This window comes from Saccharothrix sp. CB00851, assembly GCF_001905065.1.
Taxonomy (GTDB): Bacteria; Actinomycetota; Actinomycetes; order Mycobacteriales; family Pseudonocardiaceae; genus Actinosynnema.
Genome location: NZ_LWLC01000034.1, coordinates 181,483 through 204,639, shown reverse-complemented (window position 1 = coordinate 204,639; position 23,157 = coordinate 181,483). Strand labels below are relative to the sequence as shown.

Genomic DNA, 23,157 nt, shown 5'->3' with positions numbered 1-23,157 from the left:
TTCAGTTGTCACGCACCCGCAGGCACGGTCACTCCTCGCTGACGTCGACCTCGAACAGGTCCTCGAACGCCATCGGCGCGAGAGCCTGCAACGCACCGGCGATGAACCCCGGTCCCGGCATCAACTCACCGGTCCGCACGCGCTTCACCGTCGACCGGTTGAGCCCCATCGCCTTGGCCAACGCGTACTCCGACCGGAACCCCGCCAACGCCATCGCGCGCCCGAAAGAGTTGGCCCGTAAGAACACCGCATACTTCGGCTTGGCCCCGGCGGCAGCCGTCATCGCGGTCGACTCCCCGGCCCCGAGTCCCCGTAGATCGAGGCGTCCGACCACACCGTGCCACTTCCCGGCATCAACACGTGGTTCGGCGACGGATCGAGCACCCCGGCGAGGAAGTACGCGGCCCGGCCCAGCTCAGTCAGGAAGGTCGCCAACCTCTCCCGCCCGTCCTCATCCTCCGGCAGCCCCAACACGACCTCACCGGGATCCATCACCAGCCGCAACCCGTACCAGTCCGTACCCGGCTTGGTGACCACCTCCGGCCTTGCGCTCGGACCAGGCGTCAACAGTCCTTCGATCTCCACTGTCCGCCCCCTCTCAGGCCGCAACCGGCGGAGCACCCGCCGACGAGTCGGACTTGCCGTTGCCCCGACGCCCCTTCGCCGCTGCCTCCTGCGGCGACACCATCTCCTCGGCCCAGATCGTGTAGTTGACCCAGCCATCCCGGACGTACGGCGATACCTTCAGGCCGGTGAACACCGCCGGTCGGAACGGCGTACCGGGCAGCACCTCCGGTGGAACCGGCTGGTACTCCGAGGCGATCTTGACCACCGCCCCGGTGTTCTTCCCACGTGCCGAGGGGTCCGTCCCCTGCACCGTCCACACCGGCAGGCCCGTCACCTTGTCCACCGCCGGACGTGGCGCCTTGCCGTCGTTGAACTCCTGCGCCCGCTCCACCTTCAGCACGAAGAACCCTTGCGGGAACAGCTCGTCGAAGGTGATCGGGAACCTGTGACCAGCGAGAATAGCCATCGTTAGACCTTTCTCGATCTTCCGTTGGGCTCCTTGTCCGGAGCCGATCAGCTCACCTAGTCCTCTAGATAAGTTTACGGTAGCTAGTCGTCTAGAGGAGTTCAACTACTCCACCTTTCTCTTCGCTTTTGCAACCAACTCACTTCGCCGGGACGTCGTACTCCAGCACGAAGGACGTGGCCACCTTGACCGTGTCGCAGACCTCCACCGCACGGCCCTTGGTGTCGAACGCCGTACGGACCAACGTCAACACCGGCGACCCCGACCCGATCTCCAACGCCTTGCGCTCATCCGGCGTAGGCATCCGCGCCGACACCTCCTCGGTGAACCGCGCCAGCTCGTGCCCCGCCTCCTCGATCCGCGCATAGATCCCACCAGGCCCGGTGTTGACCTCCGCGATGGCCGTCCCCTTGGCGATCGACTCCGGGATGTACGACGTCGCCACCTCCACCGGCCGCCCATCAGCCAGGTACCGCCGCGACCGAACGATCACCCGTTCCCGAGGCTTCAACCCCAACCGCTCCGCCACCCCAGCCGACGCAGCCTCGTTGGTCACCCGGATCTGATCGACGGACGGCACATGCCCAGCCGCCTCCGCCTCAGCCAGGAAGGCCGACTTCCCCTCCTGCCGATGCCGCCGAGCGAACCGATCCGACGCCAACCGACGCACCGGCGGAACCGACCGCACGAACACACCCTTACCGTGCTGCGCCACCACCAGACCCTCGGTTCGCAGCTCCTTGATGGCCTCACGAACCGTCATCCGAGCCACGCCGTAGTGCTCGATCATCACGGCCTCAGACGGCAACTGCTCACCAGCAGCCAGACGACCGCGCTCGATGTGCTGACGCAGGATGTCAGCGATCTGCCGATACGGCGGACGATCGTTTGCCCTGTCTATAGTTCCTAGATCGAGCATGGTCACCTACTCCTACAGACGACTAGACGTGTTCATGCTCTCACAGGTCCACTCAGCGACGAAAGCGGGAGAATGGCCGACACGCCACGTCATTCGGTCAGCGTCGCCGGAATCGTGGTAAACGATTCGGGCCAAGTGCTCGTGATCCGACGCAGGGACAACGGCCACTGGGAGCCACCCGGCGGAGTGCTGGAGATGGCCGAGACGTTCGAAGAGGGCGTCAGGCGAGAAGTCCTTGAGGAGACTGGGATCTCGGTCCAGGTCGAACGCCTGACCGGCGTCTACAAGAACATGCAGCGCGGCATCGTCGCCCTGGTCTACCGCTGCGCTCCACTGGACGAACCCGACCAGGCCACCGCCGAGGCGGCCGAGGTGCGTTGGATGACGCTAGACGAAGTCCGCGCCGCAATGTCACCGGCATACGCAGTCCGCGTTACCGACGCGTTCGAGCCCGAATTGCACACCCGCGCTCATGACGGCGTGAACCTCCTCCCGTAGCCGCTGCTGAATTCTGCTGTATGGGATCAAGGCGCGCCGCCTGCGGCGGCGCGCGGCAGGATCCGACGCACGTTGGCACCGACTCCCCGCATCCCGGCACGCCGGGCTCCCGCTCCGCTCCGCCCGTCGGCCGTGCGCGGAGTCGGTGCACGTGGTCGCGAGGCGGCGCGCCGACCAGAGGAACGACAGCTCCCAGCCGCAGCAGTCGGGACGATCGCGCGGTCACGTCGCTTGGTCGGGCTGGGCACGGCGATCGGCTGCCGCGACGGCTGGCGCCGCCTTGCCACCGAGGAGGGTCGGTCGGCAAGGAGCACCAAGGCCACGACATACGATCGGGCACCACCCGAGGCGTGTGCCGAGGTGGTGCCCGAGCGGACAGGTCGAGGTCAGGCCGTCTCCAGGCCGTCAGACGTCAGGAGACAGCAAGAACAGGTGAGAAATGACGAGTGGCGTTTGGCCTGGTCAGAGGCTAATTCCAGAGTTGCCAGGCACGAGCCGTCCGGCCGGTGACCAGATCATCGCCATCTGGTTCGCGATCTACTCCTGATGGCGACGGTGGTCGGGCGCGCGGTGCGGTGGGTGAGTGACGAGCCGTTCCCGGGGTGGGTGGAGGTCCAGCTCACGGATGTGCACGGGGTGGCGTGGAGCCTGTTCGACAAGCCCACGGTGTTCGACGACGAGGACCGGTTGCGCAACCACACCGCCTACCCGGTGGACGTGGACGTGCCGTGCGAGGTCGTCGGGCGAGGGTGGCTCAGGGACGGGACCGAGGTGGTGACCATCTCGACCCGCCTGCCCTGCGGCATCGAGACGCGGGACGGGCGGACCGAGTTCCTGGTCGAGGTCGGGACGGTCACCGCCGACTGAGCCGTCAGGTCAGGTCAGGCCCCTGGGCGCGCAGGTCGTCCACGCGGGTCATCGCCTCGCGCAGTTCGGTCAGCCACGCGTCCGCGTGCTCGCCGACCAGCCGCACGGCCCAGGCCAGCGCCTCCGACCGCGACCGCGCCACACCCGCCGCGACCAGCGTGTCCAGCACCATCCGCTCGGGCTGCCGCAGCCGCGTCATCACGGGCACCGACAGCGTGGTGAACAGCTCCTCCGTCCCGCCGAGCCGCGCACCCCAGGCGACCTTGCGCCGGTAGCGGTGTTCGGCTTGGCGGGCGATCTCGATCCGCTCGTCCCTGGTCTGCTCGCGGAACCGGCTGATGCGGCCCGACTCGGCCGCCGCGCGTTCGGCGTCGTCGGTGAACTCGCCCTCCAGCGCGGGCAGCGTGCCCACGACCAGGATTTCCTCCCGGTCCACCGTCACCACCGGCGCCTCGGTGAACCAGCCGTCGGGCAGCCTGCCGCTGAACCAGGCCGCCGCGTCGTCCGCCGGTGGCTGCTCGGCCTGCTGCCAGCCGCCCCGGCCTCCCCATCCACGTCGCATCTCGCACCACCTCGATTACATGATTACGACGATGCAGACGTTACGCCGGTCAAGTTCAAGAGGCGGGCGGGTTCGCTACCGGTGGACAGCCAGGGCGGCGGTCAGGTCGGCCACGGACGTCACCGGCCGGTCGCACACGTAACCGCGGCACACGTAAGCCGCCGCACCACCGTCCACCAGCGGCCGGTCGGCCAGCAGCGGGGCGGAGTCCGGCTCCCCCGCCACCACCACGCCACCGCCGTGCACGCCGGTCCACGCGGCACGCACCAGGTCAGGCCCGTCACCGACCACGGCGACCTGCAGGGGACCGAACGCCAACGCCTCGGCCACGCTCAGCCAGTGACCGGCGAACCGGGGTTCGCGCGCGGCCAGCAGCCCGGCCCGGCCGACGGCGGCTTCGGCTGCCTCGCGGTAGGTCGACGGGCCGCCCAGCACGGACGCCGTCACCAGCGCCGAGGCCAGCGACGACGCCCCGGACGGGCTCGCGTTGTCCGACGGGTCGGACGGCCGCTGCACCAACGCCTCGGCATCGTCGGCCGTGTCGTAGTAGACGCCGGGCTCCTCGCCCGCGAACCGGGCCAGCGCGGTGTCCAGCAGTCCACAGGCGACGGTGAACCACTTGACGTCACCGGTCGCCTGGTGCAGCGCGAGCAGCCCGTCGGCGAAGCAGCCGTAGTCCTCCAGCACCCCCGCCGCCGTGCCCGCCGCACCGTTGCGGGACGTGCGCAGCAGCCGCCCGTCGACCAGGTGCACGTCCAGGACCAGCGACGCCGCCCGCACGGCCGCCTCCACCCACCGCGGCTCGCCGAACACCGCGCCCGCCTCCGCCAGCGCCACGATCGCCAGGCCGTTCCACGCCGTCACGACCTTGTCGTCACGCCCCGGCTGCGGCCGGCGGTCACGGGCCTCCAGCAACCTGGCGGCGATCTCCGGGTCCGGCTCGCCGAGCATCCGCAACGTCGACGTGCCGTGCTCGAACGTGCCCTCGTCCGTCACGCCGTACAGCGCCGCGGCGCGCGCTCCGGTCGCCAACCCGAGCACCTCGACCAACTGCGCGGGCGTCCACACGTACGTCGCGCCCTCGACGCCCAGGGTGTCCGCGTCCAGCGAGGCCGCGAACCCCCCTTCCGCCGTGCCGAGGTCGCGGAGCAGGAACTCGGCGGTCTCCCGGACCACCTGGCGGTACCGGGGGTTGTCGTCACGACGGCTCAGGTGCGTGTACGCGCGCAGCAGCAAAGCGTTGTCGTACAACATCTTCTCGAAGTGCGGCACCACCCACGCCGCGTCCACGCCGTACCGCGCGAACCCGCCCGCCAACTGGTCGTACAGCCCACCGTTCGCCATCGCGTCGCACGTGGCCCGCACCATCGACAAGGCCTCCACCGACCCGGTCCGCTCGTGATGGCGCAGCAGGAACTCCAGCACCATCGACGGCGGGAACTTCGGCGCGCCACCGAAACCGGCGTTGGCCCGGTCGAAGTGGCCGAGCAGCGACACCACCGCGCCGGACAGCACGTCGGCGTCCACTGTGGACTGCGGAAGCGGCTTGAACGCCAGCTGCGCCACGATCCCGGCGGCCGACTCGCGCACCTCGTCGCCCTGCTCGCGCCACGCGTGGTCGATGGCCTCCAGCACCTGCCGGAACGACGGCAGCCCGGGGTGCGGCTTCGGCGGGTAGTACGTGCCCGCGTAGAACGGCTCACCGCCCGGGGTGAGGAAGCACGTCATGGGCCAGCCGCCGTGCCCGCTGAGCGCCTGCGTGACCGCCATGTAGACCGCGTCCACGTCCGGCCGCTCCTCGCGGTCCACCTTCACGTTCACGAAGTGCTCGTTCATGAACGCCGCGGTGGCCTCGTCCTCGAACGACTCGTGCGCCATCACGTGGCACCAGTGGCACGCCGCGTACCCGACCGACAGCAGCACCGGCACGTTCCGCTCGCGCGCCTCCTCGAACGCCTCCGGTGACCACGGCCACCAGTGCACCGGGTTGTCCGCGTGCTGGAGGAGGTACGGGCTGGTCGAGGACGCGAGCCGGTTCGTCATGGCTCCACAGTAATTCCCGGACAACCGCCGGACGCGTCGATCAGACTGGGCGCATGGAGCCTCCCGCCGAGCCGTTCGAGCCGTTCGAGCCGTTCGAGCCGTTGCCGCACGACCTGCGCCACGAGACCGGGCCGTTCGACGTGGTCGGCGACGTGCACGGGTGCCGCGTCGAGCTCGTCCACCTGCTGCGGGAGCTGGGCTACTCCGCCGAGGGCGTGCACCCGGAGGGGCGCAAGGTGGCGTTCCTGGGCGACCTGGTCGACCGCGGCCCGGACACGCCGGGCGTGCTGCGGCTGGTGATGCCGATGGTGGCGGCGGGCAACGCCGTGTGCGTGCGCGGGAACCACGAGGAGAAGCTGGTCCGCGCGTTGCGGGGGCACGACGTCCAGGCCAACCACGGGTTGGAGCGGTCGTTGGACCAACTGGCCCGGGAGACGGCGGAGTTCCGGGCCGAGGTGCTGGCGTTCTGCGACTCCCTGGTGCCGCACTACGTGCTGGACGGCGGCAAGCTCGTCATCGCCCACGCCGGGCTGCCCGAGCGGTACCACGGCAGTGAGTCGGCCCGGATGCGGTCGCTGGCGCTGTGGGGCGTCCGCACGGGCGAGTACGACGCGCGCGGCTTCCCCGTCCGCTACGCCCGTGTGCGCTCACGTCGCGGCGACAGGCCCGAACTCCGGCTGTTCGCCCTGTCCGACCGCGGCGAGCCGCGCGAACTCGTCCCCTCCACGGAGGGGCGCGTGGATTTCCCCGCCATCGACCCCACCTGGATCCCCGTCACATCCCGGATCGCGCTGTACACGTGGACCGGCGACGATTTGACGCCGTGGGCGCCGCCTTGGGCGGGAGTCGCCGGCTCGGGCACCAAGGCGGCGACGGTGTTGCGCGGCGATCGGGCGTTCGTGGCGCTCGGCGACGACAACGGAGGGCTGGGGGTGTGGTCCTGCGCACCCGGTGGCCGGGCGCGCGTGCTGGCGGCGATCGACCTGGACTCGCCGGTGACCGACCTGATCTGGCACCCGGACGGCACGCTCGTGGTCTGGTGCCGGTCCGGAGCCCTCAAGCTCGACTTCGGCTAGCTAGTCGTCCTTCTTCACGCCGCCGTTGCCGTTGCCGGCCTTCGCGTCCGGCTTGGCCTCGGTGTCGGGCTGGTCGAACGAGGCGGGCAGCTTCTTCAAGTGCTTGTTCATCGACTTGACCAGGAAGAACACGGCGATGAAGAACAACACCAGGATCAGCAGGCCCAACGGGGAGGACTTGCCGAAGTCCTCCTGCTGGCCGCCCGGGTCCTTGTCGGTGGACGGCGGTTGCTGGGCCAGGACGATCGCCGTGGTCTGCTCCCACGGGATCGGGTCGAACGAGGTCACGCGGTCACCCTCTCCTGGACGCCCGCGAACAGGTCGTCCTCGGGCACGGTGCTGTCGACCAGCGACCGTGCCAGCTCGTACTCCTCCGTCGGCCACACCGTGCGCTGCATCTCACTTGGCACGGCGAACCAACGGCTCTCCGGGTCGATCTGGGTGGCGTGGGCCTTGAGGGCTTCGTCGCGCACCGGGAAGTAGTCGGCGCACTCGACGCGGGTGGTGACCCGCTCGATGACGTCCGGCCGGTCGGTCGGCCAGCCCGCCAGCCACTCGGCGTACGGCGACTCCAGGCCCTCCGCGATCATGGCCTCGTGGAACGCCTGCAGCTTGGCGCGTGAGAAGCCGTGCGAGTAGTACAGCTTCAGCGGCTGCCACGGCTCGCCCAGCTCGGGGTAGCGCTCCGGGTCGCCCGCCGCGTCGAACGCGGCGATCGACACCTCGTGGCAGCGGATGTGGTCGGGGTGCGGGTAGCCGCCGTTCTCGTCGTAGGTGACGATCACGTGCGGCCGGAACTCGCGGATCACCTCGACCAGCGGCGGCGTGGACACCTCCAGCGGGGTGAGCGCGAAGCAGCCCTCGGGCAGCGGCGGCAGCGGGTCGCCCTCCGGCAGGCCCGAGTCCACGAACCCGAGCCAGCGGTGCTGGACGCCCAGGATCCCGGCGGCGCGCGCCATCTCCTGCCGGCGGATCTCGGCGATGTTCTCCAGCACGTCGGGGCGGTCCATGGCCGGGTTGAGGATGCTGCCCGCCTCACCGCCGGTGCAGGTCACGACCATGACCTCGTGACCCTCGGCCACGTAGCGGGCCATCGTGGCGGCGCCCTTGCTCGACTCGTCGTCGGGGTGCGCGTGCACCGCCATCAGGCGCAGCTTGTCAACCATGACGGTGGATGCTCCCTCTCGCCCCTGCCGAACCGGTCCGGTCCAGTCCCTGCGACACTCAACGCGGTGGTCGAGGGACATTGTTCCCCACGGGCAGGAAGGCGTTGGACAGTGGCACTGCCCGAGGGGCGTTACGGCACTCCCCGCAGGCCCCTGCCCCGGTGGGCGCGGTGGTCACTCCCCGTGATCGCGGTGCTGGTGGGCGCGGTCGTCGCGTGGGTCGGCTACCGCAACCTCGGCACCATGCCCGTCGAGGCGAAGCAGACCGCGTTCGAGGTGCTGGACGGCGGCACGGTCGAGATCACGTTCGAAGTGGTCAGGCAGACGCCCGAGAAGCCCGTCGTGTGCATCGTGCGGGCGCGTTCCCAGGACGGCGACGAGGCGGGCCGGCGGGAGGTCCTGGTCCAGCCGGGAGCCGACACCGTGCGCGCCACGACCGTGCTGAAGACGTCCAAACCGCCGGTCACCGGCGAGGTGTTCGGGTGCTCCTACCAGGTTCCGGCGTACCTGTCCACGAGGTAGCGGCCAAGCGGGTGATCTGCAGGTTTAGCGGCCGATCCGGGAACAAAACGCCGTAGCCGAACGTTCTGTGCGTGTTACTCTGGCCTTTCAGCACGGCCCCGACGCGGGCCGTGTTTTTCCGTTCCGGGCTGGTGCGCCCGGGAACTGCCAGCCCACGCCGTGGGCCGGAGCAAGACGAGGAGTTGGTGACCGTGAGCGACACTGAGGTGACCTGGCTGACCCAGGAGGCCTACGACCGGCTCAAGGGAGAGCTGGACGAGATGATCGAGAATCGCCCGGTCATTGCTGCGGAGATCAACGCGCGTCGCGAAGAGGGTGACCTCCGCGAGAACGGCGGGTACCACGCGGCCCGTGAGGAGCAGGGCAAGCAGGAAGCCCGCATCCGCCAGCTGCAGGAGCTGCTGCGGGTCGCCAAGGTCGGCGAGGCGCCCACGGTGACGGGCGTCGCGGCGCCCGGCATGGTGCTCACTGTGCGTTACGACGGGGACGACGAGACGGAGGAGTTCCTGCTCGCCACCCGTGAGGAGGGCGCGCACGGTGCCCTCGAGGTCTACTCACCCTCGTCGCCGCTGGGCAAGGCGTTGCTCGGCGCGAAGGAGGGCGAGGCGCGTGAGTACGAGCTGCCCAACGGCAGCACGATGAAAGTCACGTTGATCAAGGCCGTGCCGTACTCCGGCTGACCCCCAAGACACCGGGAGGGCGGCCACCACGCGGGGTGGCCGCCCTTCTGCTGTCGCGGGACGTTTCCCCGCAGGCGCTCACGTGACGCGTTCCAGCAAGGGCCGCACGCGGGGCGGGACCGGGGTCGAGAGCGCGATCGAGGTGGACAGCCGCTGCACGCCCGGCACGTCCACGATCGAGTCGATCACGCGTTGCAGGTCGGCGTTGGACCGGGCCACGACCCGCACGAACAGGTCACCCGGCCCGGTCGTCGCGTGCACCTCGCACACCTCGTTGATCACGGCCAGGCCCTGCGACACCTCGTGCCGCCGTCCCTGGGCGATCTCCAGCACGGCGAACGCGGTCAGCCCGTAGCCCATCGCGGCCAGGTCGAGCGCGGGCGGGAAGCCGGTCAGCACGCCACGCGCCACCAGCCGGTCCAGCCGGGCCTGCACCGTGCCGCGGGCCACGCCGAGGCGCCGTGAGCACTCCAGAACGCCCAGCCTGGGCTCGTCCGTGAGCAGCAACAGCAGTCGTGCGTCCAGCGCGTCAACGGCCTGGTCAGAGTGTTCAGTTTGCAGGTCGGAAGCCATGAACCACTGTACAAGATGGCTAGCTCAATCAAGGACTGTTGCGCACCCTGACCAGCATTCCACATGCTGTGAGGTATGACGCAGCAGCTTGACGACGTGAGCTACGACCAGCTCCGCCAACTCGTGGGACTGGTCGACTACGACGGGACGCGCGACCCGTTCCCCGTCCGCTCGATGGACGCCGTGGTCTTCGTGGTCGGCAACGCTACCCAGACCGCGTGGTTCTACCAGGTCGCCTTCGGGATGCAGCTCGTCGCGTACTCCGGGCCGGAGACCGGGCAGCGGGACCACAAGTCCTTCGTGCTCAAGTCCGGCTCGGCGCGGTTCGTGATCAACGGTGGCGTGCGGCCGGACAGCCCGCTGCTCGACCACCACCGCAAGCACGGTGACGGCGTGGTGGACCTCGCGCTGGAGGTGGCCGACGTCGACAAGTGCGTCGAGCACGCGCGTGCCCAGGGCGCGACCGTGCTCGAAGAGCCCCACGACCTCACCGACGAGCACGGCACCGTGCGGCTCGCCGCCATCGCCACCTACGGCGAAACCCGCCACACCCTGGTCGACCGGTCGCGCTACCGCGGGCCGTACCTGCCGGGGTACGAGGCGCGGGAGAGCACGGTCGTGCGGCCCGCGGGCGCGCCGAAGCGGTTGTTCCAGGCGGTCGACCACTGCGTGGGCAACGTCGAACTCGGCAAGATGGACTACTGGGTCGAGTTCTACAACCGGGTCATGGGCTTCGTGAACATGGCGGAGTTCATCGGCGACGACATCGCCACCGACTACTCGGCGCTGATGAGCAAGGTCGTCTCCAACGGCAACCACCGGGTGAAGTTCCCGCTGAACGAGCCGGCGGTGGCGAAGCGGAAGTCGCAGATCGACGAGTACCTGGAGTTCTACTCCGGTGCCGGCGTGCAGCACATCGCGCTGGCGACCAACGACATCGTGGCCACTTTGACCGCGATGCGGGCCGCGGGCGTGGAGTTCCTGGAGACGCCCGACTCGTACTACGACGACCCGGAACTGCGGGCGCGCATCGGTGAGGTGCGCGTGCCGATCGAGGTGCTCAAGGAGCACCGCATCCTGGTAGACCGGGACGAGGACGGCTATCTGCTGCAGATCTTCACCAAGCCGATCGGCGACCGGCCGACCGTGTTCTACGAACTGATCGAGCGGCACGGGTCGCTCGGCTTCGGCAAGGGCAATTTCAAGGCCCTGTTCGAGGCGATCGAGCGCGAGCAGGAGCGTCGGGGCAACCTCTAGTTCGCGGCTGTGCGCACAGGCCGGTCCGGGCACCACCCGGGCCGGCCTTTCGCGTTTCCGGGTGGCGTCCGTTCGGCCGGATCCTGTCGGAACACTGACGATGCCCGTACCGCACGCGCCGGGACCGGTACTCTCGGTTCGGGGCTATCTCACACAGCATTCACCTGGAGGGTGGCATGGCACTCGCGGCACGGGTCACCGCGGTGCTCCCGCTCGTCGGAGCGGTGGTCACGGCCGTGGCGTTGACCGGCGCGGCCTTCTTCACCGTCGCCCACGCGGGGTGCGCGGACACCGGGCGGTTCGTGGAGCGCGACGGCGTGGTGGAGTTCGTCGGGGGGTGCGTGGACGGGCACGACCTGCCCGCCGTGCCGCGGGTCGAGAACGCGCGGTACGACGTCAAGCCCTGACGCCGTCGCCGTTCTGGGCGATAGTGGAGCCATGTGTCGCAACATCAGGGTGCTCCACAACTTCGAACCGCCCGCCACCGAGGACGAGGTCCGTGCGGCGGCCGTTCAGTACGTGCGCAAGGTGAGCGGGTCGGCGCGTCCGTCGGCGGCGAACCAGGAGGCGTTCGACGCCGCCGTCGAGGCGGTCGCCGAGGCGACCCGCGTGCTGCTGGAATCCCTGGTCACGAACGCCCCGCCCCGTGACCGCGAGGTCGAGGCCGCCAAGGCCAAGGAACGCTCCGCCGCCCGCTTCGGCCCCCGCTGACCCGAGAGTCCAACGCTCACGCACCGTGAGTCCAACGCTCAGAACGCGCGTGTCCAACGTTCGGAACACCCGAGTTGAACGTTCAGAACGCCACGAACCCCGCGCCCAGGTGGCCGAGCGCGGGGTTCGGGTGTTCCGAGTGTTCAACTCGGGTGTCCTGAACGTAGGACACGCGCGTTCTGAACGTAGGACACGCGCGTTCCGAGCGTTGGACTCTCGCGGTTAGGCGAGGGCGGTGGTGAGGTCGGCGATCAGGTCGTCGGCCGATTCGATGCCCACGGACAGGCGGACCAGGTCGGCCGGGACCTCCAGCAGCGAGCCGGCGGTGCTGGCGTGGGTCATTCGGCCCGGGTGCTCGATCAGGGACTCCACGCCGCCCAGCGACTCGGCCAGGGTGAACAGCTTGGTGCGCGCGCACACGTCGAGAGCGGCCTGCTCCCCGCCGGCGACGGTGAACGAGATCATCCCGCCGAACCGGCGCATCTGCTTCGCCGCGACCTCGTGACCGGGGTGCTCGGGCAGGCCCGGGTAGTACACGTGCGTCACCTTCGGGTGCCGCAACAGCGCCTCGACCACCTTCTCGGCGTTGTCCGAGTGCTTCTCCATGCGCACTTCGAGCGTCTTGATCCCGCGCAACGTCAACCACGCGTCGAACGGCCCCGGCACGGCACCGGCACCGTTCTGCAGGAACCCGAACTGCGCGTCCAACTCGTCATCCGACGTGATCAGCGCACCGCCGACGACGTCCGAGTGCCCGCCCACGTACTTGGTGGTCGAGTGCAGCACGACGTCCGCACCCAGCTCCAACGGGTTCTGCAGGTACGGCGAGGCGAACGTGTTGTCCACCACCAGCCGCGCGCCCGCCGAGTGCGCGACCTGCGCGAGCAGCGCGATGTCGGCGATGTTGAGCAGGGGGTTGGTCGGCGTCTCGATCCAGACCACCTTGGTGTTCGGCCGGATCGCCGCGCGCACCGCGTCGACGTCGGACAGCGGCGCCGGGGTGTGCTCGACGCCCCAGTGCGACAGCACCTTGTCGATCAGCCGGAACGTGCCGCCGTACGCGTCGTTCGGGATGACGACGTGGTCACCGGGACGGCACATCGTGCGCAGGGCCGTGTCGGTCGCGCCCATGCCCGACGCGAACGCGCGGGCGTGCCGTCCGCCTTCGAGCGCCGCCAGGCACTCCTCCAGCGCGGCACGGGTGGGGTTGCCGGTGCGGGAGTACTCGAACCCGCCGCGCAGCCCGCCCACGCCGTCCTGCGCGTAGGTGGAGGTGGCGTGGATCGGCACGATGACCGAGCCCGTAGTCGGGTCGGGGTCCTGCCCGGCGTGGATAGCCCTGGTCGCGAAACCGTAGTGGCCGGTGTCCGTCATGCCCCTAGGGTACGGCGACCGAAAAAGCAACCGCCCGTCGACCGCAAGGCCGACGGGCGGTTGGGTGAACAGATGACCTAGCTCACCACTGCTGCGGCGGCTGCTGGCCGTAGGGGTTCTGCTGCTGCGGCTGGCCGTACGGGTTCGACGCGGGCGCCGAGCCGTACGGGTTGACCTGGCCGTAGCCGCCGGCACCGGGGTAGCCGCCGGGCGCCGCGCCCTCGGGCGCGTTGACCACGATGGTGCCCAGGATCTTGTCGGCCCACGTCTGCTTCTTGGCCTCCCACAGCGGCGCGAACCAGCCCGCGTAGCAGGGCAGCGAGTCGACGAAGTGGCACAGGTGGCGCACGAAGGCGTTGCCGAAGCCGATCGGCTGCCCCGTCTCCTCCTTGATGAGCTTGATCTTCGCGACCTTCTTGCCCAGCGACTGACCGGTGGTGCCCGCCAGGTACCAGGAGTTGTAGATCATGAAGCCGAGCAGGCCCACGTAGCCGACGCCCATGAGGATCAGGTAGAGCGTCGGGTCACCGGTGGCCGCGCCGATGCCGGCCAGGATGCCGACGACCAGACCGGGCGCGAAGTAGTCGATCAGGGCGCCGACCGCACGACTGCCCCACTCCGCGTAACCACCCGAGGGCGCACCGTAAGCGGCCTGGGCGGGGTACGCGGCGGGCTGCTGCGCGCCCCACGCCTGCTGCTGCGGCTGGCCGTACGGGTTCGCCTGGGGCTGGCCGTACGGGTTGGACTGCGGCTGCTGCGGCTGGCCGTACGGGTTCGCCTGCGGCTGGCCGTACGGGTTGGACTGCGGCGGCTGCCCGTACGGCTGCTGGCCGTACTGGGCGGGCTGCTGCTGGCCGTAGGCGGGCGGCTGCTGGGCCGGGAAGGCACCCGAGCCCGGCTGCTGCGCCGGCTGACCGTACGGGTTGGACGCGGGCTGCTGCGGCGCACCCGGCGGCACGACCTGGGTCGCGTCCGGGTTCGACTGCGGCTGCTGCTGGCCGGAGGGCACGACCTGGGTCGCCTCCGGCGGCGGGAAAGCAGGGGGCTGACCGCCACCCGGCACGACCTGCGTCGCGTCGGCGTTCGGGGGCTGGGCACCCTGCCCCTGCTCCTGCTGGTTTTGACCGCCGAACTGCTGGTTCCCTGGCGGCTGCGGAGCGTTCATCGGAGTTTCCAACCCCCTTGGCACGGGCCGTAGGTGTACGAGTCGGTGGCCAACGCTAGCGGATGCCACCGCCCGGACCACGCACAACCGGCCAACCTGTCCCGATCCGCGCGGGGATCGGGACACGTTGACCGCCGGGAGCGCCGATCAGCGACCGGCGAGGAAACCCAGGATGTCCTGCCGGGTGACCACTCCGGCGGGCTTGCCGTCCTCCAGCACCAGCGCACCGTCCGCTGAGGACAGTGCCGCCATGGCGGAGCTGATCGACTCGCCCGCGCCGATCGTGGGCAGCTTCAACGACATGTGCCGGTCCAGCCGGTCGGTCAGCTGCGCCTTGCCGGTGAACAGCGCGTCGAGCAGGTCCCGCTCGTTGACCGCGCCGGCGACCTCGGCGGCCATCACGGGCGGTTCGGCGTTGACGACCGGCATCTGGGAGACGCCGTACTCGCGCATGATCGCGACCGCCTCGGCGACCGTCTCGTTGGGATGGCCGTGCACGAGGTCCGGCATGGTGCCGTCCTTGCGCCGCAACACGTCGCCGACGGTCGCGCCGGACGTGTCGGGCGACAGGAAGCCGTACTGCGCCATCCACTTGTCGTTGAACACGCTCGACAGGTAGCCGCGCCCGCCGTCGGGCAACAGCACCACGATCACGTCGTCCGGGCCCGCGTTGTCGGCCACCCGCAGCGCCGCCGCGACGGCCATGCCGCACGAGCCGCCGACGAGCAGCCCCTCCTCGCGGGCCAGCCGGCGGGTGATCTCGAACGAGTCCGAGTCGCTCACCGCCACGATCTCGTCGCACACGTCGCGGTCGTAGGCGTCCGGCCAGAAGTCCTCGCCGACGCCCTCGACCAGGTACGGCCGGCCGCTGCCGCCGGAGTAGACCGAGCCCTCCGGGTCCGCGCCGATGATCTTCACGCGGCCCTCGGAGACCTCCTTGAGGTAGCGGCCGGTGCCGGAGATCGTGCCGCCGGTGCCGACGCCCGCGACGAAGTGCGTGATCCTGCCCTCGGTCTGCCGCCACACCTCCGGCCCGGTGCCGTGGTAGTGGCTGGCCGGGTTCTCCGGGTTCGCGTACTGGTTGGGCTTCCAGGCGCCGGGGATCTCGGCGACCAGGCGGTCGGAGACGTTGTAGTAGGAGTCGGGGTGTTCCGGCGCGACCGCGGTCGGGCACACCACGACCTCGGCGCCGTAGGCCTTGAGCACGTTGCGCTTGTCCACGCTGACCTTGTCCGGGCAGACGAAGACGCACTTGTAGCCCTTCTGCTGGGCCACGAGCGCCAGGCCGACGCCGGTGTTGCCCGAGGTGGGCTCGACGATCGTGCCGCCGGGCTTGAGCTCGCCGCTGCGCTCGGCCGCCTCGACCATGCGCAGCGCGATGCGGTCCTTCACGCTGCCGCCGGGGTTGAGGTACTCGACCTTGGCCAGGATGAGCGGCCGGCGGCCCTCGGCCACCGCGTTCAGCTTCACCAGCGGCGTGTTGCCGACCAGGTCTACGACGCTCTCGACGTACTCCACGACGGACCTTCCACTTCTTGAGATGACGCGCTGAGCGTATCCCGGTGGCGCGGCGGTCGGCCCGGTGGACGACGGGCGTCGGGGGTGCCAGGTCCCCTCGGCGTCCTTCGTCACGAGTGCTGGCCGCGCTGAACGGGCGTTAACTAGGCTGCACGTCACACGTTGCGGCGAAACAAAGGAGTTCCGTAATGCCTGAGGCCGTGATCGTCTCCGCCGCCCGGTCGCCCATCGGGCGCGCGGGCAAGGGCTCGCTCAAGGACATCCGCGCCGACGACCTGACCGTGCAGGTCCTCAAGGCCGCGCTGGCGAAGGTGCCGCAGCTCGATCCGAACGACATCGACGACCTCATGCTCGGCTGCGGGCTGCCCGGCGGCGAGCAGGGCTTCAACATGGGCCGCGTGGTGTCCGTGCTGGCCGGCTACGACAACCTGCCCGGCACGACGGTGACCCGGTACTGCGCGTCGAGCGTGCAGACGACCCGGATGGCGCTGCACGCGATCAAGGCGGGCGAGGGTGACGTGTTCATCAGCGCCGGCGTGGAGACGGTGTCGAGCTTCGCGCGCGGGTCGTCCGACTCGTGGCCCGGCACGCACAACCCGGTGTTCGCCGACGCCGAGGCCCGCACGGCGGCCGTGGCCGAGTCCGGCGCGCCGGAGTGGGTGGACCCCCGGGCGAACGGGCAGGTGCCCGACATCTACATCGCCATGGGCCAGACCGCGGAGAACCTGGCGCTGGCCAAGGGCGTGACGCGGCAGGAGATGGACGAGTTCGGCGTGCGGTCGCAGAACCTCGCCGAGAAGGCCATCGCCAACGGGTTCTGGGCGCGGGAGATCACGCCGGTGACGCTGCCGGACGGCACGGTCGTGTCGGCCGACGACGGCCCGCGGCCCGGCGTGACGATCGAGGGCGTGTCGGGGCTCAAGCCGGTGTTCCGGCCGGACGGCCGCGTCACGGCGGGCAACTGCTGCCCGTTGAACGACGGTGCGGCCGCGCTGGTGGTCATGAGCGACGTGAAGGCGAAGGAGCTGGGCATCACGCCGTTGGCGCGGATCGTGTCGACCGGCGTGTCCGGGCTGTCGCCGGAGATCATGGGCCTCGGGCCGGTGGAGGCGTCGAAGCGGGCGCTGGCGCTGGCCGGGATGTCGATCTCCGACATCGACCTGGTCGAGATCAACGAGGCGTTCGCGGCGCAGGTCATCCCGTCCTACCGGGACCTGGGCATCGACCTGGACCGGCTCAACGTCAACGGCGGCGCGATCGCCGTGGGTCACCCGTTCGGGATGACCGGCGCGCGGATCACCACGACGCTGATCAACTCGCTGCAGTTCCACGACAAGCAGTTCGGCCTGGAGACCATGTGCGTCGGCGGCGGCCAGGGCATGGCGATGGTCATCGAAAGGCTGAGCTGAACGGCGGGGAGAACCGCGTCACGATTACTGTTACCCGACGTCCTACCTTTGAGTAAGGGAGGTCGGGGTGACGATGCCGTACGTGTGGTGGCACAGCGGTTACGACCGGCTGTGCCACGCGTTCTCCGTGGCGCAGGCCTCGGAGGCCTACTTCGAGGCCGCCTGCGCCCACTCGGTGCCGCCGGACCTGCTGGTCCGGTCGCCGAGTGGCACGTTGTGCGTGCCGTGCCTGGTCGAGGTCGGTTCGACGATGGAGGGCGACTGCGGCTGGCGCGACTGACCCCACCGGGCTCGCCCCGTCCTGAGCGTTGAATTCAGGGGTCCTGAACGTAGGACACGCGCGTTCTGAACGTAGGACACGCCGAAGGGCGCCCTGGCCGGAGCCGGGACGCCCTTCGGGTGCGTGCGGGTGGTGCTAGTCGTTCTGGAAGTACGACAGCAGGCGCAGGATCTCCAGGTACAGCCAGACGAGCGTGGTCATCAGGCCGAACGCGGCGAGCCAGGCGTACTTGGCCGGCATGGCGGCGCGGATCATCTCGTTGGCCGCCTCGAAGTCCAGCAGGAAGCTGAACGCCGCGATGCCGATGACCACCAGGCTGAAGATGATCGCCAGGGTGCCGCCGTCACGCAGGCCCATGTTCACGCCGAACAGGCCCATGACCAGGTTGCCGAGCATGAGCACGACCACGCCGACGGTCGCGCCGATGATCCACTTGGTCAGGCGGGGCGTGACCCGGATCGCGCCAGTCTTGTAGACCACGAGCATCGCGGCGAACACGCCGAACGTGCCCAGGATCGCCTGCCAGGCGATACCGGAGAACATCGCCTCGAACACGCCGGTGATGGCACCGAGGAACACGCCCTCCGCCGCCGAGTAGGCGAGCACCATCGGGCCGCTGGGCTTCTGCTTGAAGATGATGATCAGGGCCAGGACCAGGCCGACGATCATGCCGGGCACGGCGAGCGCGAACGGCGCGACCGCTCCGGAGAGCACCATCCACGCCGACGCGAAGCCGGTGAGGATGGCCACACCGAGGGTCGTCGCGGTCTTGGTGACCACGTCGTCGATCGTGATGGGGCGCTCGCCGGTGGTCGGCGGCGCCGGCTGGTAGCCGCCGTACTGCTGGCCCGGGTAGGGCTGCTGCTGCGCCTGGTAGGGCTGGCCGAAACCTGCGTAGTTACCGCTACCGCCGCCGGTCGGCAGGTTGCGGAACGCGGGGTTGCTGGTGGTACGCACCTCGTCCTCCTGTGGCGTGCTGACGCCGTCACGGGGTTCAACGACCACACGAGTCGATCGGTTCCCGTCGGGTAAAAGCGACTTTACTCGGGCTGTCGATCTCGAATCCACACCCCGCGCTGCGGAGCGTAGTCGGCGTTCCACCCCGCTGGTGGCTTGTCGACGTGATCTCCGACCCGTAAGGCTCAGTGCCGGCAGCTCTCACCGACCGGCGAAGCCCACCGGCTCGCCCGAGGGGTTCAGGACATCATGGTGTGGAGACGACTCGCCGGCGCGGTGCTCGCGGCCGGTCTGGTCCTGCTCGCGGCGCCCGTCACAGCCGGGGCGCAAGCGCAGGAGGGCATCGGCTACGAGACGGACCCGCAGGGTTACCTCGGCAAGCCGGTGGGCGGTGACTGGCTCGGTTCGTACATCTGGCGCGGTCAGCAGGTGTGGTGCGTGCAGTACTCGCTGCTCGCCCCGGACAGCTCGGTGGAGTACAAGGAAGGCGACGAGCTGCTCTCCAAGGGCGGCGCACGGCTCGCCGACGACGTCGCGGGCAGCATCTCCTACCTCCTGTTGAGGTACGCGAACACCCAATCGGCTGACGAGGCCGCGGCCCTGGCCCACCTGCTTCACACGTGGACCGCGTTCGAGGACCCGGCGAGGGGCATCTCGCTCGACCCGAACAGCGACTTCCGGCACATCGCCTACAACGCGGACTTCCACTTCCAGCAGCTCGGGCGCTTCGGCCAGGCCCAGGCGGCGGTGGGCAGGCTGCAGGCCGAGGCGGCGGCCAACCGCGGCCCGTGGACGGCCAAGGTGAGCGCTCCGGAGAAGGAGCAGGTCATCGGGACGCCGGACACGTGGGTGGTGGACATCACCAAGACCGACGGCGGCCAGGTCGCCGGCGCGCCGGTCACGGTGGAGCTGACCGACGCGACGTTGGAGGGCGGCGCGGCCACCGGTGAGCTGACCACGTCCACCGACGGCGAGGCGCTGGCCGTGAAGGTCGTGCCGACCGGGCCGAACCCGTCGTTCACGGTGAAGCTGGACAGCCCGGCCGACCGGCCGAAGGTGCACGTCCCGGCGAACGACAACATGCAGCGGATCGTCACCACGGGCGGCGAGAAGAAGCTGACCGCGAACGCGTCGACGACCGCGAAGACCCCGCCGGGCGTGGTGAAGGTCGGCAAGACCGACGCCGAGACCGGCAAGGCGATCGCGGGCGTGGCGCTGAAGGTGACCGCGCCCGACGGCCAGTCGCCCGCCAAGCGGCAGGACGACACCGCGCTGACCGGCCCGGAGGGCGAGGCGCTCGTCCTGCAGACCGCCACCGACGGCACCGCGACCGTGCCGGACCTGCGCACGCCGCAGGAGGTCTGCCTGATCGAGGTGGCCCCGGCCAAGGGCTACGAGGAGTTCTTCGACCCGAACGCGCCGCCGAAGGTGTGCGGGACCGTCGAGCCGGGGCAGACGCTGGTGCTCGCGTTGACCAACAAACCGGACAAACCGGTCGTCCCGATCACGATCCCGGCCGGCTCCGAGGGCGCCGGGGTGGTCGCGAAGGCCGCCTACACCACCGAGGTGTCGACCGGTGCGCTGGTCGGGTTCGGCGGTGTGGTGCTGATCGGCGCGACGCTGGTCGGCCTGCTGGTGCGGCGACGGGTGACCTCGCGGTCGTGAAAGCCCTGCTGACCGGCGCGGCGGTGGCGGCCCTGCTCGCCTCCGCCGCGCTCGTCTCCACCCAGGCGCCGGACGTCGTGCTGGCGGGCCGACCGATCCCCGGTGACGCCGTGGTGCCGCACCCGTTGGGCGACAGCGCGCGCTCCGGCCGCGGAGTGGACCTGGCCGGCATGCCGGTCGGTGCCAACCCTCCCTCGGCACCGCCTGCCGTGACGACCACCGCCGCTCCCCCGCCGGTCGCCGAACCGCCCAGGCAGCAGCCGGGGACGGTGCGGCTGCCCGGCGGCGGGGTGGCGACGCTGGTGCGCGAGGAGGTCACCGCGGACGGCGTGCTGCCGATCCCGGAGGCGCTCGGCGAGGCGACGTGGTGGGGCGTGGACCTCGGCGCGGCCGAGGGTGCGACGGTGCTGGCCGGGCACGTGAACTGGAAGGGCCTGACCGGGCCGTTCGACGTGCTGTGGCGCGCGTCCGTCGGGCAGGACGTGACCGTGGTCGACACGGCGGGTCGCACGTTCCGGTTCCGGGTGAGCAAGGTCGAGGCGGTGCGCAAGGACGACCTGCCGTCGCGGGCGGTGGAGCTGTTCGGGCCGCGCGGCGCGCACCGGTTGGTGCTGGTGACGTGCGGTGGGCGGTGGGTCGGCGGTGACACCGGGTACGAGGAGAACCAGGTGGTGACGGCCACGCCGGTGCCGTGACGCGGTGGCGGCGCGTGGTAGTTGCGTCACCTAGAGGCAACCTTTGGCTGCTTCCCGTCGTCTCTGTGGTGTGAAGCGATGGGGCTGGCTGAGCACGGGCGTCGCGCTGGCACTCACCCTGGTGGTGTTGGCCGTGCTGGGCGCCCGCGAACCCGCACCGGGGCACGACGTGGGCGACCTGGCCGCGCCGCTGCCGATGGCTCCCCGCACGAGCGGCAGCACCAGCGCCGCCCCGCCGCCGACCGTGCCGCCCGCGGCCTCGCCGCCGTCGTGGATGCGGCGCATGAAGCCGGGCGAGAAGCCGCCGCAGTTCGTGCTGTTCTCGTTCGACGGCGCCGCGTCCAAGCCGCACTGGGACCGGATCATGCCGATCGCCAGGCAGGCGAACGCGCACGTCACCGGCCTGCTGTCCGGCGTGTACCTGATACCGCAGGAGGAGGCCGCCTCCTACACCGGTCCCGGCCACCGGGCGGGTCACTCGTCCATCGGGTTCGGCGGCAGCCGCGCGGACGTGGCGCTGCGGATCGGCTACCTCAACGAGGCCATCGCGGCGGGCCATGAGATCGGCACCCACTACAACGGGCACTTCTGCGTCGGCGACGAGCCGAACGTCGGCACCTGGAACACCGACCAGTGGAACCGCGAGCTGGACCTGTTCTTCGGGATCGTGGAGAAGGCCAGGCAGCAGGGGTTCAAGCTCGACCCGGCGACGGTGCGCGGCGGCCGGACGCCGTGCCTGGAGGGGCAGTGGGGACAGGCGTTCCCGGCGATGCGCGGGCACGGCCTGGCCTACGACACCAGCCACGTGAGCCTCGGCGTGGTGTGGCCGTTCGTGCACGAGGGGCTGTGGGAGTTCCCCATGCCGGAAGTGCGCGTCCCCGCCCTGGGCAAGCAGGTCGTGATGATGGACTTCAACCTCTGGTACGCCCTCAACGGCGCCAAGGACGAGCCGGACCGGGCCGGTGACTACACGCGGATCGTGCTGGACACGTACCGGTCGGTGTACCAGGCGACGTTCAACAGCAACCGCGCGCCGATCGTGATCGGCAACCACTTCAACGAGTGGGCGGGCGGTGCGTTCAGCAACGCGGTGGAGGGGTTCCTCGGCGAGGTGTGTGTCAAGCCGGACACGGTGTGCGCCACCTATACAGAGGTGATCCAGTGGATGCAGTTGCAGGATCCGGTCGTGCTGGAACAGTTGAGACGCATCCCCCCAGCCCGCAACTAGCGCGGTAGCCGCCGCAAGCTCTACGGTGGGTTACCGCCGCACCACGGAGAAGCACCACCGCATCCGAGGAGTAGCGCATGACCACCGAGCCCGAGAAGCGCCCCTGGGTCAAGCCCGATTTCCGGGACGTCGACACCCCGATGGAAGTCACCGCTTACGCCGCTCGCAGTTGAGCCCCTCCGCCGTGCCCTTCCGGCGTTCCCGGAAGGGTGCGGCGCCCGCGTACCGAGAGGTGCCCTCCCGTCGTGCCCACTTCCGAGCTGACCGACACCGCGACATCGGTGTTGACCCCGGACGAGTTCACCGCGCGCCTGCGCGCCCTGGCGCCCCGCTACTGGGACCGCCACCCGTTCCACCTCCGGCTGCACGGGGGCCGGTTGAGCAAGGACGAGCTGCGGTTGTGGGCGGCCAACCGCTGGTACTACCAGCGGGCGATACCGCGCAAGGACGCGGCGATCCTGGCCAACTGCCCGGACGTCGAGGTCCGCCGGGCGTGGCGGGAGCGGATCGTCTGGCACGACGGCAGCCGGGCCGGTGAAGGCGGCGCGGAGAACTGGCTGCGGCTGGCCGAGGCGGTCGGGCTGACCCGGGATGAGGTGCTGGACGAGCGGCACGTGCTGCCCGGCACGCGGTTCGCGGTGGACGCCTACGTGACGTTCGCCCGCACCCGGCCGTGGGTGGAGGCGGTGGCGTCCGGGCTGACCGAGATGTTCTCCCGCGGGCTGATGGCGCGGCGGCTGGTGGACATGCGCGAGCACTACCCGTGGATCGCCGAGGAGGGCTTCACCTACTTCACCACCAGGCTGCAGGTGATCGCCGACGAAGGGAAGTCCACAGTGGACATCGTGGTGCGCAACTGCCGGACGCGCGAGCAGCAGGAGGCGGCGGTGGCCGCGCTGGCCTTCAAGTGCGACGTGCTGCGCGCGGTGCTGGACGCCGTGGACTACTACTCGTGACGG

Annotated in this window: 27 protein-coding genes and 1 pseudogene; 15 read left to right on the top strand and 13 right to left on the bottom strand. The window is 70.2% G+C overall.

Annotated elements, in window-relative coordinates; genetic code table 11:
- Nucleotides 1–28: 28 nt before the first annotated feature.
- The 4 genes from A6A25_RS29740 to A6A25_RS29725 all read right to left on the bottom strand — a co-directional run bounded on the left by A6A25_RS29740 (nt 29) and on the right by A6A25_RS29725 (nt 1,952).
- Nucleotides 29–283 (bottom strand): transcriptional regulator, encoded by a 255-nt coding sequence (locus A6A25_RS29740; RefSeq protein WP_241828983.1) that lies wholly within the window; start codon nt 281–283, stop codon nt 29–31.
- Nucleotides 280–585: a hypothetical protein gene (locus A6A25_RS29735; RefSeq protein WP_143193487.1), complete on the bottom strand. Its 306-nt coding sequence runs from the start codon at nt 583–585 to the stop codon at nt 280–282. Before A6A25_RS29735 ends, A6A25_RS29740 begins: the two co-directional genes overlap by 4 nt.
- Nucleotides 586–598: 13 nt before the next feature.
- Nucleotides 599–1,033, bottom strand: coding sequence for a hypothetical protein (locus A6A25_RS29730; protein WP_073895777.1), 435 nt, complete (start codon nt 1,031–1,033; stop codon nt 599–601).
- Nucleotides 1,034–1,172: 139 nt separating this feature from the next.
- Nucleotides 1,173–1,952 (bottom strand): GntR family transcriptional regulator, encoded by a 780-nt coding sequence (locus tag A6A25_RS29725; protein WP_073896168.1) that lies wholly within the window; start codon nt 1,950–1,952, stop codon nt 1,173–1,175.
- A 72-nt stretch (nt 1,953–2,024) separates the two neighbouring features.
- Here A6A25_RS29725 and A6A25_RS29720 point away from each other — a divergent pair, with 72 nt between their 5' ends.
- Complete coding sequence (locus A6A25_RS29720) at nt 2,025–2,450, top strand: NUDIX hydrolase (protein ID WP_073895775.1); 426 nt, start codon at nt 2,025–2,027, stop codon at nt 2,448–2,450.
- A gap of 579 nt (nt 2,451–3,029) precedes the next feature.
- The gene (locus A6A25_RS29715) at nt 3,030–3,317 is read left to right on the top strand and encodes a hypothetical protein (RefSeq protein ID WP_143193486.1); all 288 of its coding nucleotides are present in this window, start codon (nt 3,030–3,032) and stop codon (nt 3,315–3,317) included.
- 4 nt (nt 3,318–3,321) lie between these two features.
- Here the strand turns inward: A6A25_RS29715 and A6A25_RS29710 are convergent, their stop codons facing one another.
- Nucleotides 3,322–3,879 carry a hypothetical protein gene (locus A6A25_RS29710; RefSeq protein ID WP_073895771.1) on the bottom strand — a complete coding sequence of 186 codons (558 nt, stop codon included), beginning with the start codon at nt 3,877–3,879 and terminating at the stop codon, nt 3,322–3,324.
- 75 nt (nt 3,880–3,954) lie between these two features.
- On the bottom strand, nt 3,955–5,922 hold the full coding sequence (locus A6A25_RS29705) for a thioredoxin domain-containing protein (protein ID WP_073895769.1): 1,968 nt from the start codon (nt 5,920–5,922) through the stop codon (nt 3,955–3,957).
- Between the two features lie 95 nt (nt 5,923–6,017).
- Between A6A25_RS29705 and A6A25_RS45910 the strand changes: the two are divergent.
- Nucleotides 6,018–6,581 (top strand): annotated as a pseudogene (locus tag A6A25_RS45910) (metallophosphoesterase); the annotation flags it as partial.
- A 417-nt stretch (nt 6,582–6,998) separates the two neighbouring features.
- Here A6A25_RS45910 and A6A25_RS29695 read toward each other — a convergent pair.
- Together A6A25_RS29695 and mca are read right to left on the bottom strand one after the other, a co-directional pair.
- On the bottom strand, nt 6,999–7,286 hold the full coding sequence (locus A6A25_RS29695) for a hypothetical protein (RefSeq protein ID WP_380735892.1): 288 nt from the start codon (nt 7,284–7,286) through the stop codon (nt 6,999–7,001).
- Entirely contained in the window at nt 7,283–8,164 is an 882-nt protein-coding gene (mca, locus tag A6A25_RS29690; protein ID WP_073895767.1) for a mycothiol conjugate amidase Mca, read from the bottom strand. Before mca ends, A6A25_RS29695 begins: the two co-directional genes overlap by 4 nt.
- A 111-nt stretch (nt 8,165–8,275) precedes the next feature.
- Between mca and A6A25_RS29685 the strand changes: the two genes are divergently transcribed.
- Nucleotides 8,276–8,686: a DUF4307 domain-containing protein gene (locus A6A25_RS29685; RefSeq protein WP_073895765.1), complete on the top strand. Its 411-nt coding sequence runs from the start codon at nt 8,276–8,278 to the stop codon at nt 8,684–8,686.
- Nucleotides 8,687–8,871: 185 nt separating this feature from the next.
- Nucleotides 8,872–9,366, top strand: a complete 495-nt coding sequence (gene greA / locus A6A25_RS29680; protein WP_073895763.1) for a transcription elongation factor GreA — start codon at nt 8,872–8,874, stop codon at nt 9,364–9,366.
- A gap of 78 nt (nt 9,367–9,444) precedes the next feature.
- Here the strand turns inward: greA and A6A25_RS29675 are convergent, their stop codons facing one another.
- Entirely contained in the window at nt 9,445–9,939 is a 495-nt protein-coding gene (locus A6A25_RS29675) for an Lrp/AsnC family transcriptional regulator (protein ID WP_073895761.1), read from the bottom strand.
- Between the two features lie 75 nt (nt 9,940–10,014).
- Between A6A25_RS29675 and hppD the strand changes: the two genes are divergently transcribed.
- The 3 genes from hppD to A6A25_RS29660 all read left to right on the top strand — a co-directional run bounded on the left by hppD (nt 10,015) and on the right by A6A25_RS29660 (nt 11,907).
- Nucleotides 10,015–11,196 (top strand): 4-hydroxyphenylpyruvate dioxygenase, encoded by a 1,182-nt coding sequence (gene hppD / locus A6A25_RS29670; RefSeq protein WP_073895759.1) that lies wholly within the window; start codon nt 10,015–10,017, stop codon nt 11,194–11,196.
- A 176-nt stretch (nt 11,197–11,372) separates the two neighbouring features.
- Nucleotides 11,373–11,603: a hypothetical protein gene (locus tag A6A25_RS29665; protein WP_073895757.1), complete on the top strand. Its 231-nt coding sequence runs from the start codon at nt 11,373–11,375 to the stop codon at nt 11,601–11,603.
- A 31-nt stretch (nt 11,604–11,634) separates the two neighbouring features.
- Nucleotides 11,635–11,907, top strand: coding sequence for a DUF2277 domain-containing protein (locus A6A25_RS29660; RefSeq protein ID WP_073895755.1), 273 nt, complete (start codon nt 11,635–11,637; stop codon nt 11,905–11,907).
- Nucleotides 11,908–12,129: 222 nt separating this feature from the next.
- On the opposite strand, the gene A6A25_RS29655 is transcribed toward A6A25_RS29660, so the two are convergent.
- From A6A25_RS29655 to A6A25_RS29645, 3 genes are all read right to left on the bottom strand, one after another.
- A complete protein-coding gene (locus A6A25_RS29655) occupies nt 12,130–13,281 on the bottom strand; it encodes a cystathionine gamma-synthase (RefSeq protein WP_073895753.1) in 1,152 nt (383 codons plus the stop codon).
- Between the two features lie 82 nt (nt 13,282–13,363).
- Nucleotides 13,364–14,446: an RDD family protein gene (locus A6A25_RS29650; RefSeq protein WP_073895751.1), complete on the bottom strand. Its 1,083-nt coding sequence runs from the start codon at nt 14,444–14,446 to the stop codon at nt 13,364–13,366.
- Nucleotides 14,447–14,593: 147 nt separating this feature from the next.
- Nucleotides 14,594–15,964: a cystathionine beta-synthase gene (locus A6A25_RS29645; RefSeq protein WP_073895749.1), complete on the bottom strand. Its 1,371-nt coding sequence runs from the start codon at nt 15,962–15,964 to the stop codon at nt 14,594–14,596.
- Nucleotides 15,965–16,152: 188 nt separating this feature from the next.
- Here A6A25_RS29645 and A6A25_RS29640 point away from each other — a divergent pair, with 188 nt between their 5' ends.
- Both A6A25_RS29640 and A6A25_RS29635 read left to right on the top strand, forming a co-directional pair.
- Nucleotides 16,153–17,373: an acetyl-CoA C-acetyltransferase gene (locus A6A25_RS29640; RefSeq protein ID WP_073895747.1), complete on the top strand. Its 1,221-nt coding sequence runs from the start codon at nt 16,153–16,155 to the stop codon at nt 17,371–17,373.
- A gap of 67 nt (nt 17,374–17,440) precedes the next feature.
- Nucleotides 17,441–17,653, top strand: coding sequence for a hypothetical protein (locus tag A6A25_RS29635; protein ID WP_073895746.1), 213 nt, complete (start codon nt 17,441–17,443; stop codon nt 17,651–17,653).
- 135 nt (nt 17,654–17,788) lie between these two features.
- On the opposite strand, the gene A6A25_RS29630 is transcribed toward A6A25_RS29635, so the two are convergent.
- A complete protein-coding gene (locus tag A6A25_RS29630) occupies nt 17,789–18,610 on the bottom strand; it encodes a Bax inhibitor-1/YccA family protein (RefSeq protein ID WP_073896165.1) in 822 nt (273 codons plus the stop codon).
- Between the two features lie 249 nt (nt 18,611–18,859).
- Here A6A25_RS29630 and A6A25_RS29625 point away from each other — a divergent pair, with 249 nt between their 5' ends.
- The 5 genes from A6A25_RS29625 to pqqC all read left to right on the top strand — a co-directional run bounded on the left by A6A25_RS29625 (nt 18,860) and on the right by pqqC (nt 23,154).
- Complete coding sequence (locus A6A25_RS29625; protein ID WP_073895744.1) at nt 18,860–20,275, top strand: MSCRAMM family protein; 1,416 nt, start codon at nt 18,860–18,862, stop codon at nt 20,273–20,275.
- Entirely contained in the window at nt 20,272–20,970 is a 699-nt protein-coding gene (locus tag A6A25_RS29620) for a class F sortase (protein ID WP_073895742.1), read from the top strand. Before A6A25_RS29625 ends, A6A25_RS29620 begins: the two co-directional genes overlap by 4 nt.
- 70 nt (nt 20,971–21,040) lie before the next feature.
- Nucleotides 21,041–22,198 carry a polysaccharide deacetylase gene (locus tag A6A25_RS29615; RefSeq protein WP_073895740.1) on the top strand — a complete coding sequence of 386 codons (1,158 nt, stop codon included), beginning with the start codon at nt 21,041–21,043 and terminating at the stop codon, nt 22,196–22,198.
- 77 nt (nt 22,199–22,275) lie between these two features.
- Nucleotides 22,276–22,371, top strand: a complete 96-nt coding sequence (pqqA, locus tag A6A25_RS29610; protein WP_073895738.1) for a pyrroloquinoline quinone precursor peptide PqqA — start codon at nt 22,276–22,278, stop codon at nt 22,369–22,371.
- Between the two features lie 72 nt (nt 22,372–22,443).
- Nucleotides 22,444–23,154: a pyrroloquinoline-quinone synthase PqqC gene (pqqC, locus tag A6A25_RS29605; RefSeq protein WP_241828982.1), complete on the top strand. Its 711-nt coding sequence runs from the start codon at nt 22,444–22,446 to the stop codon at nt 23,152–23,154.
- Nucleotides 23,155–23,157 lie beyond the last annotated feature (3 nt).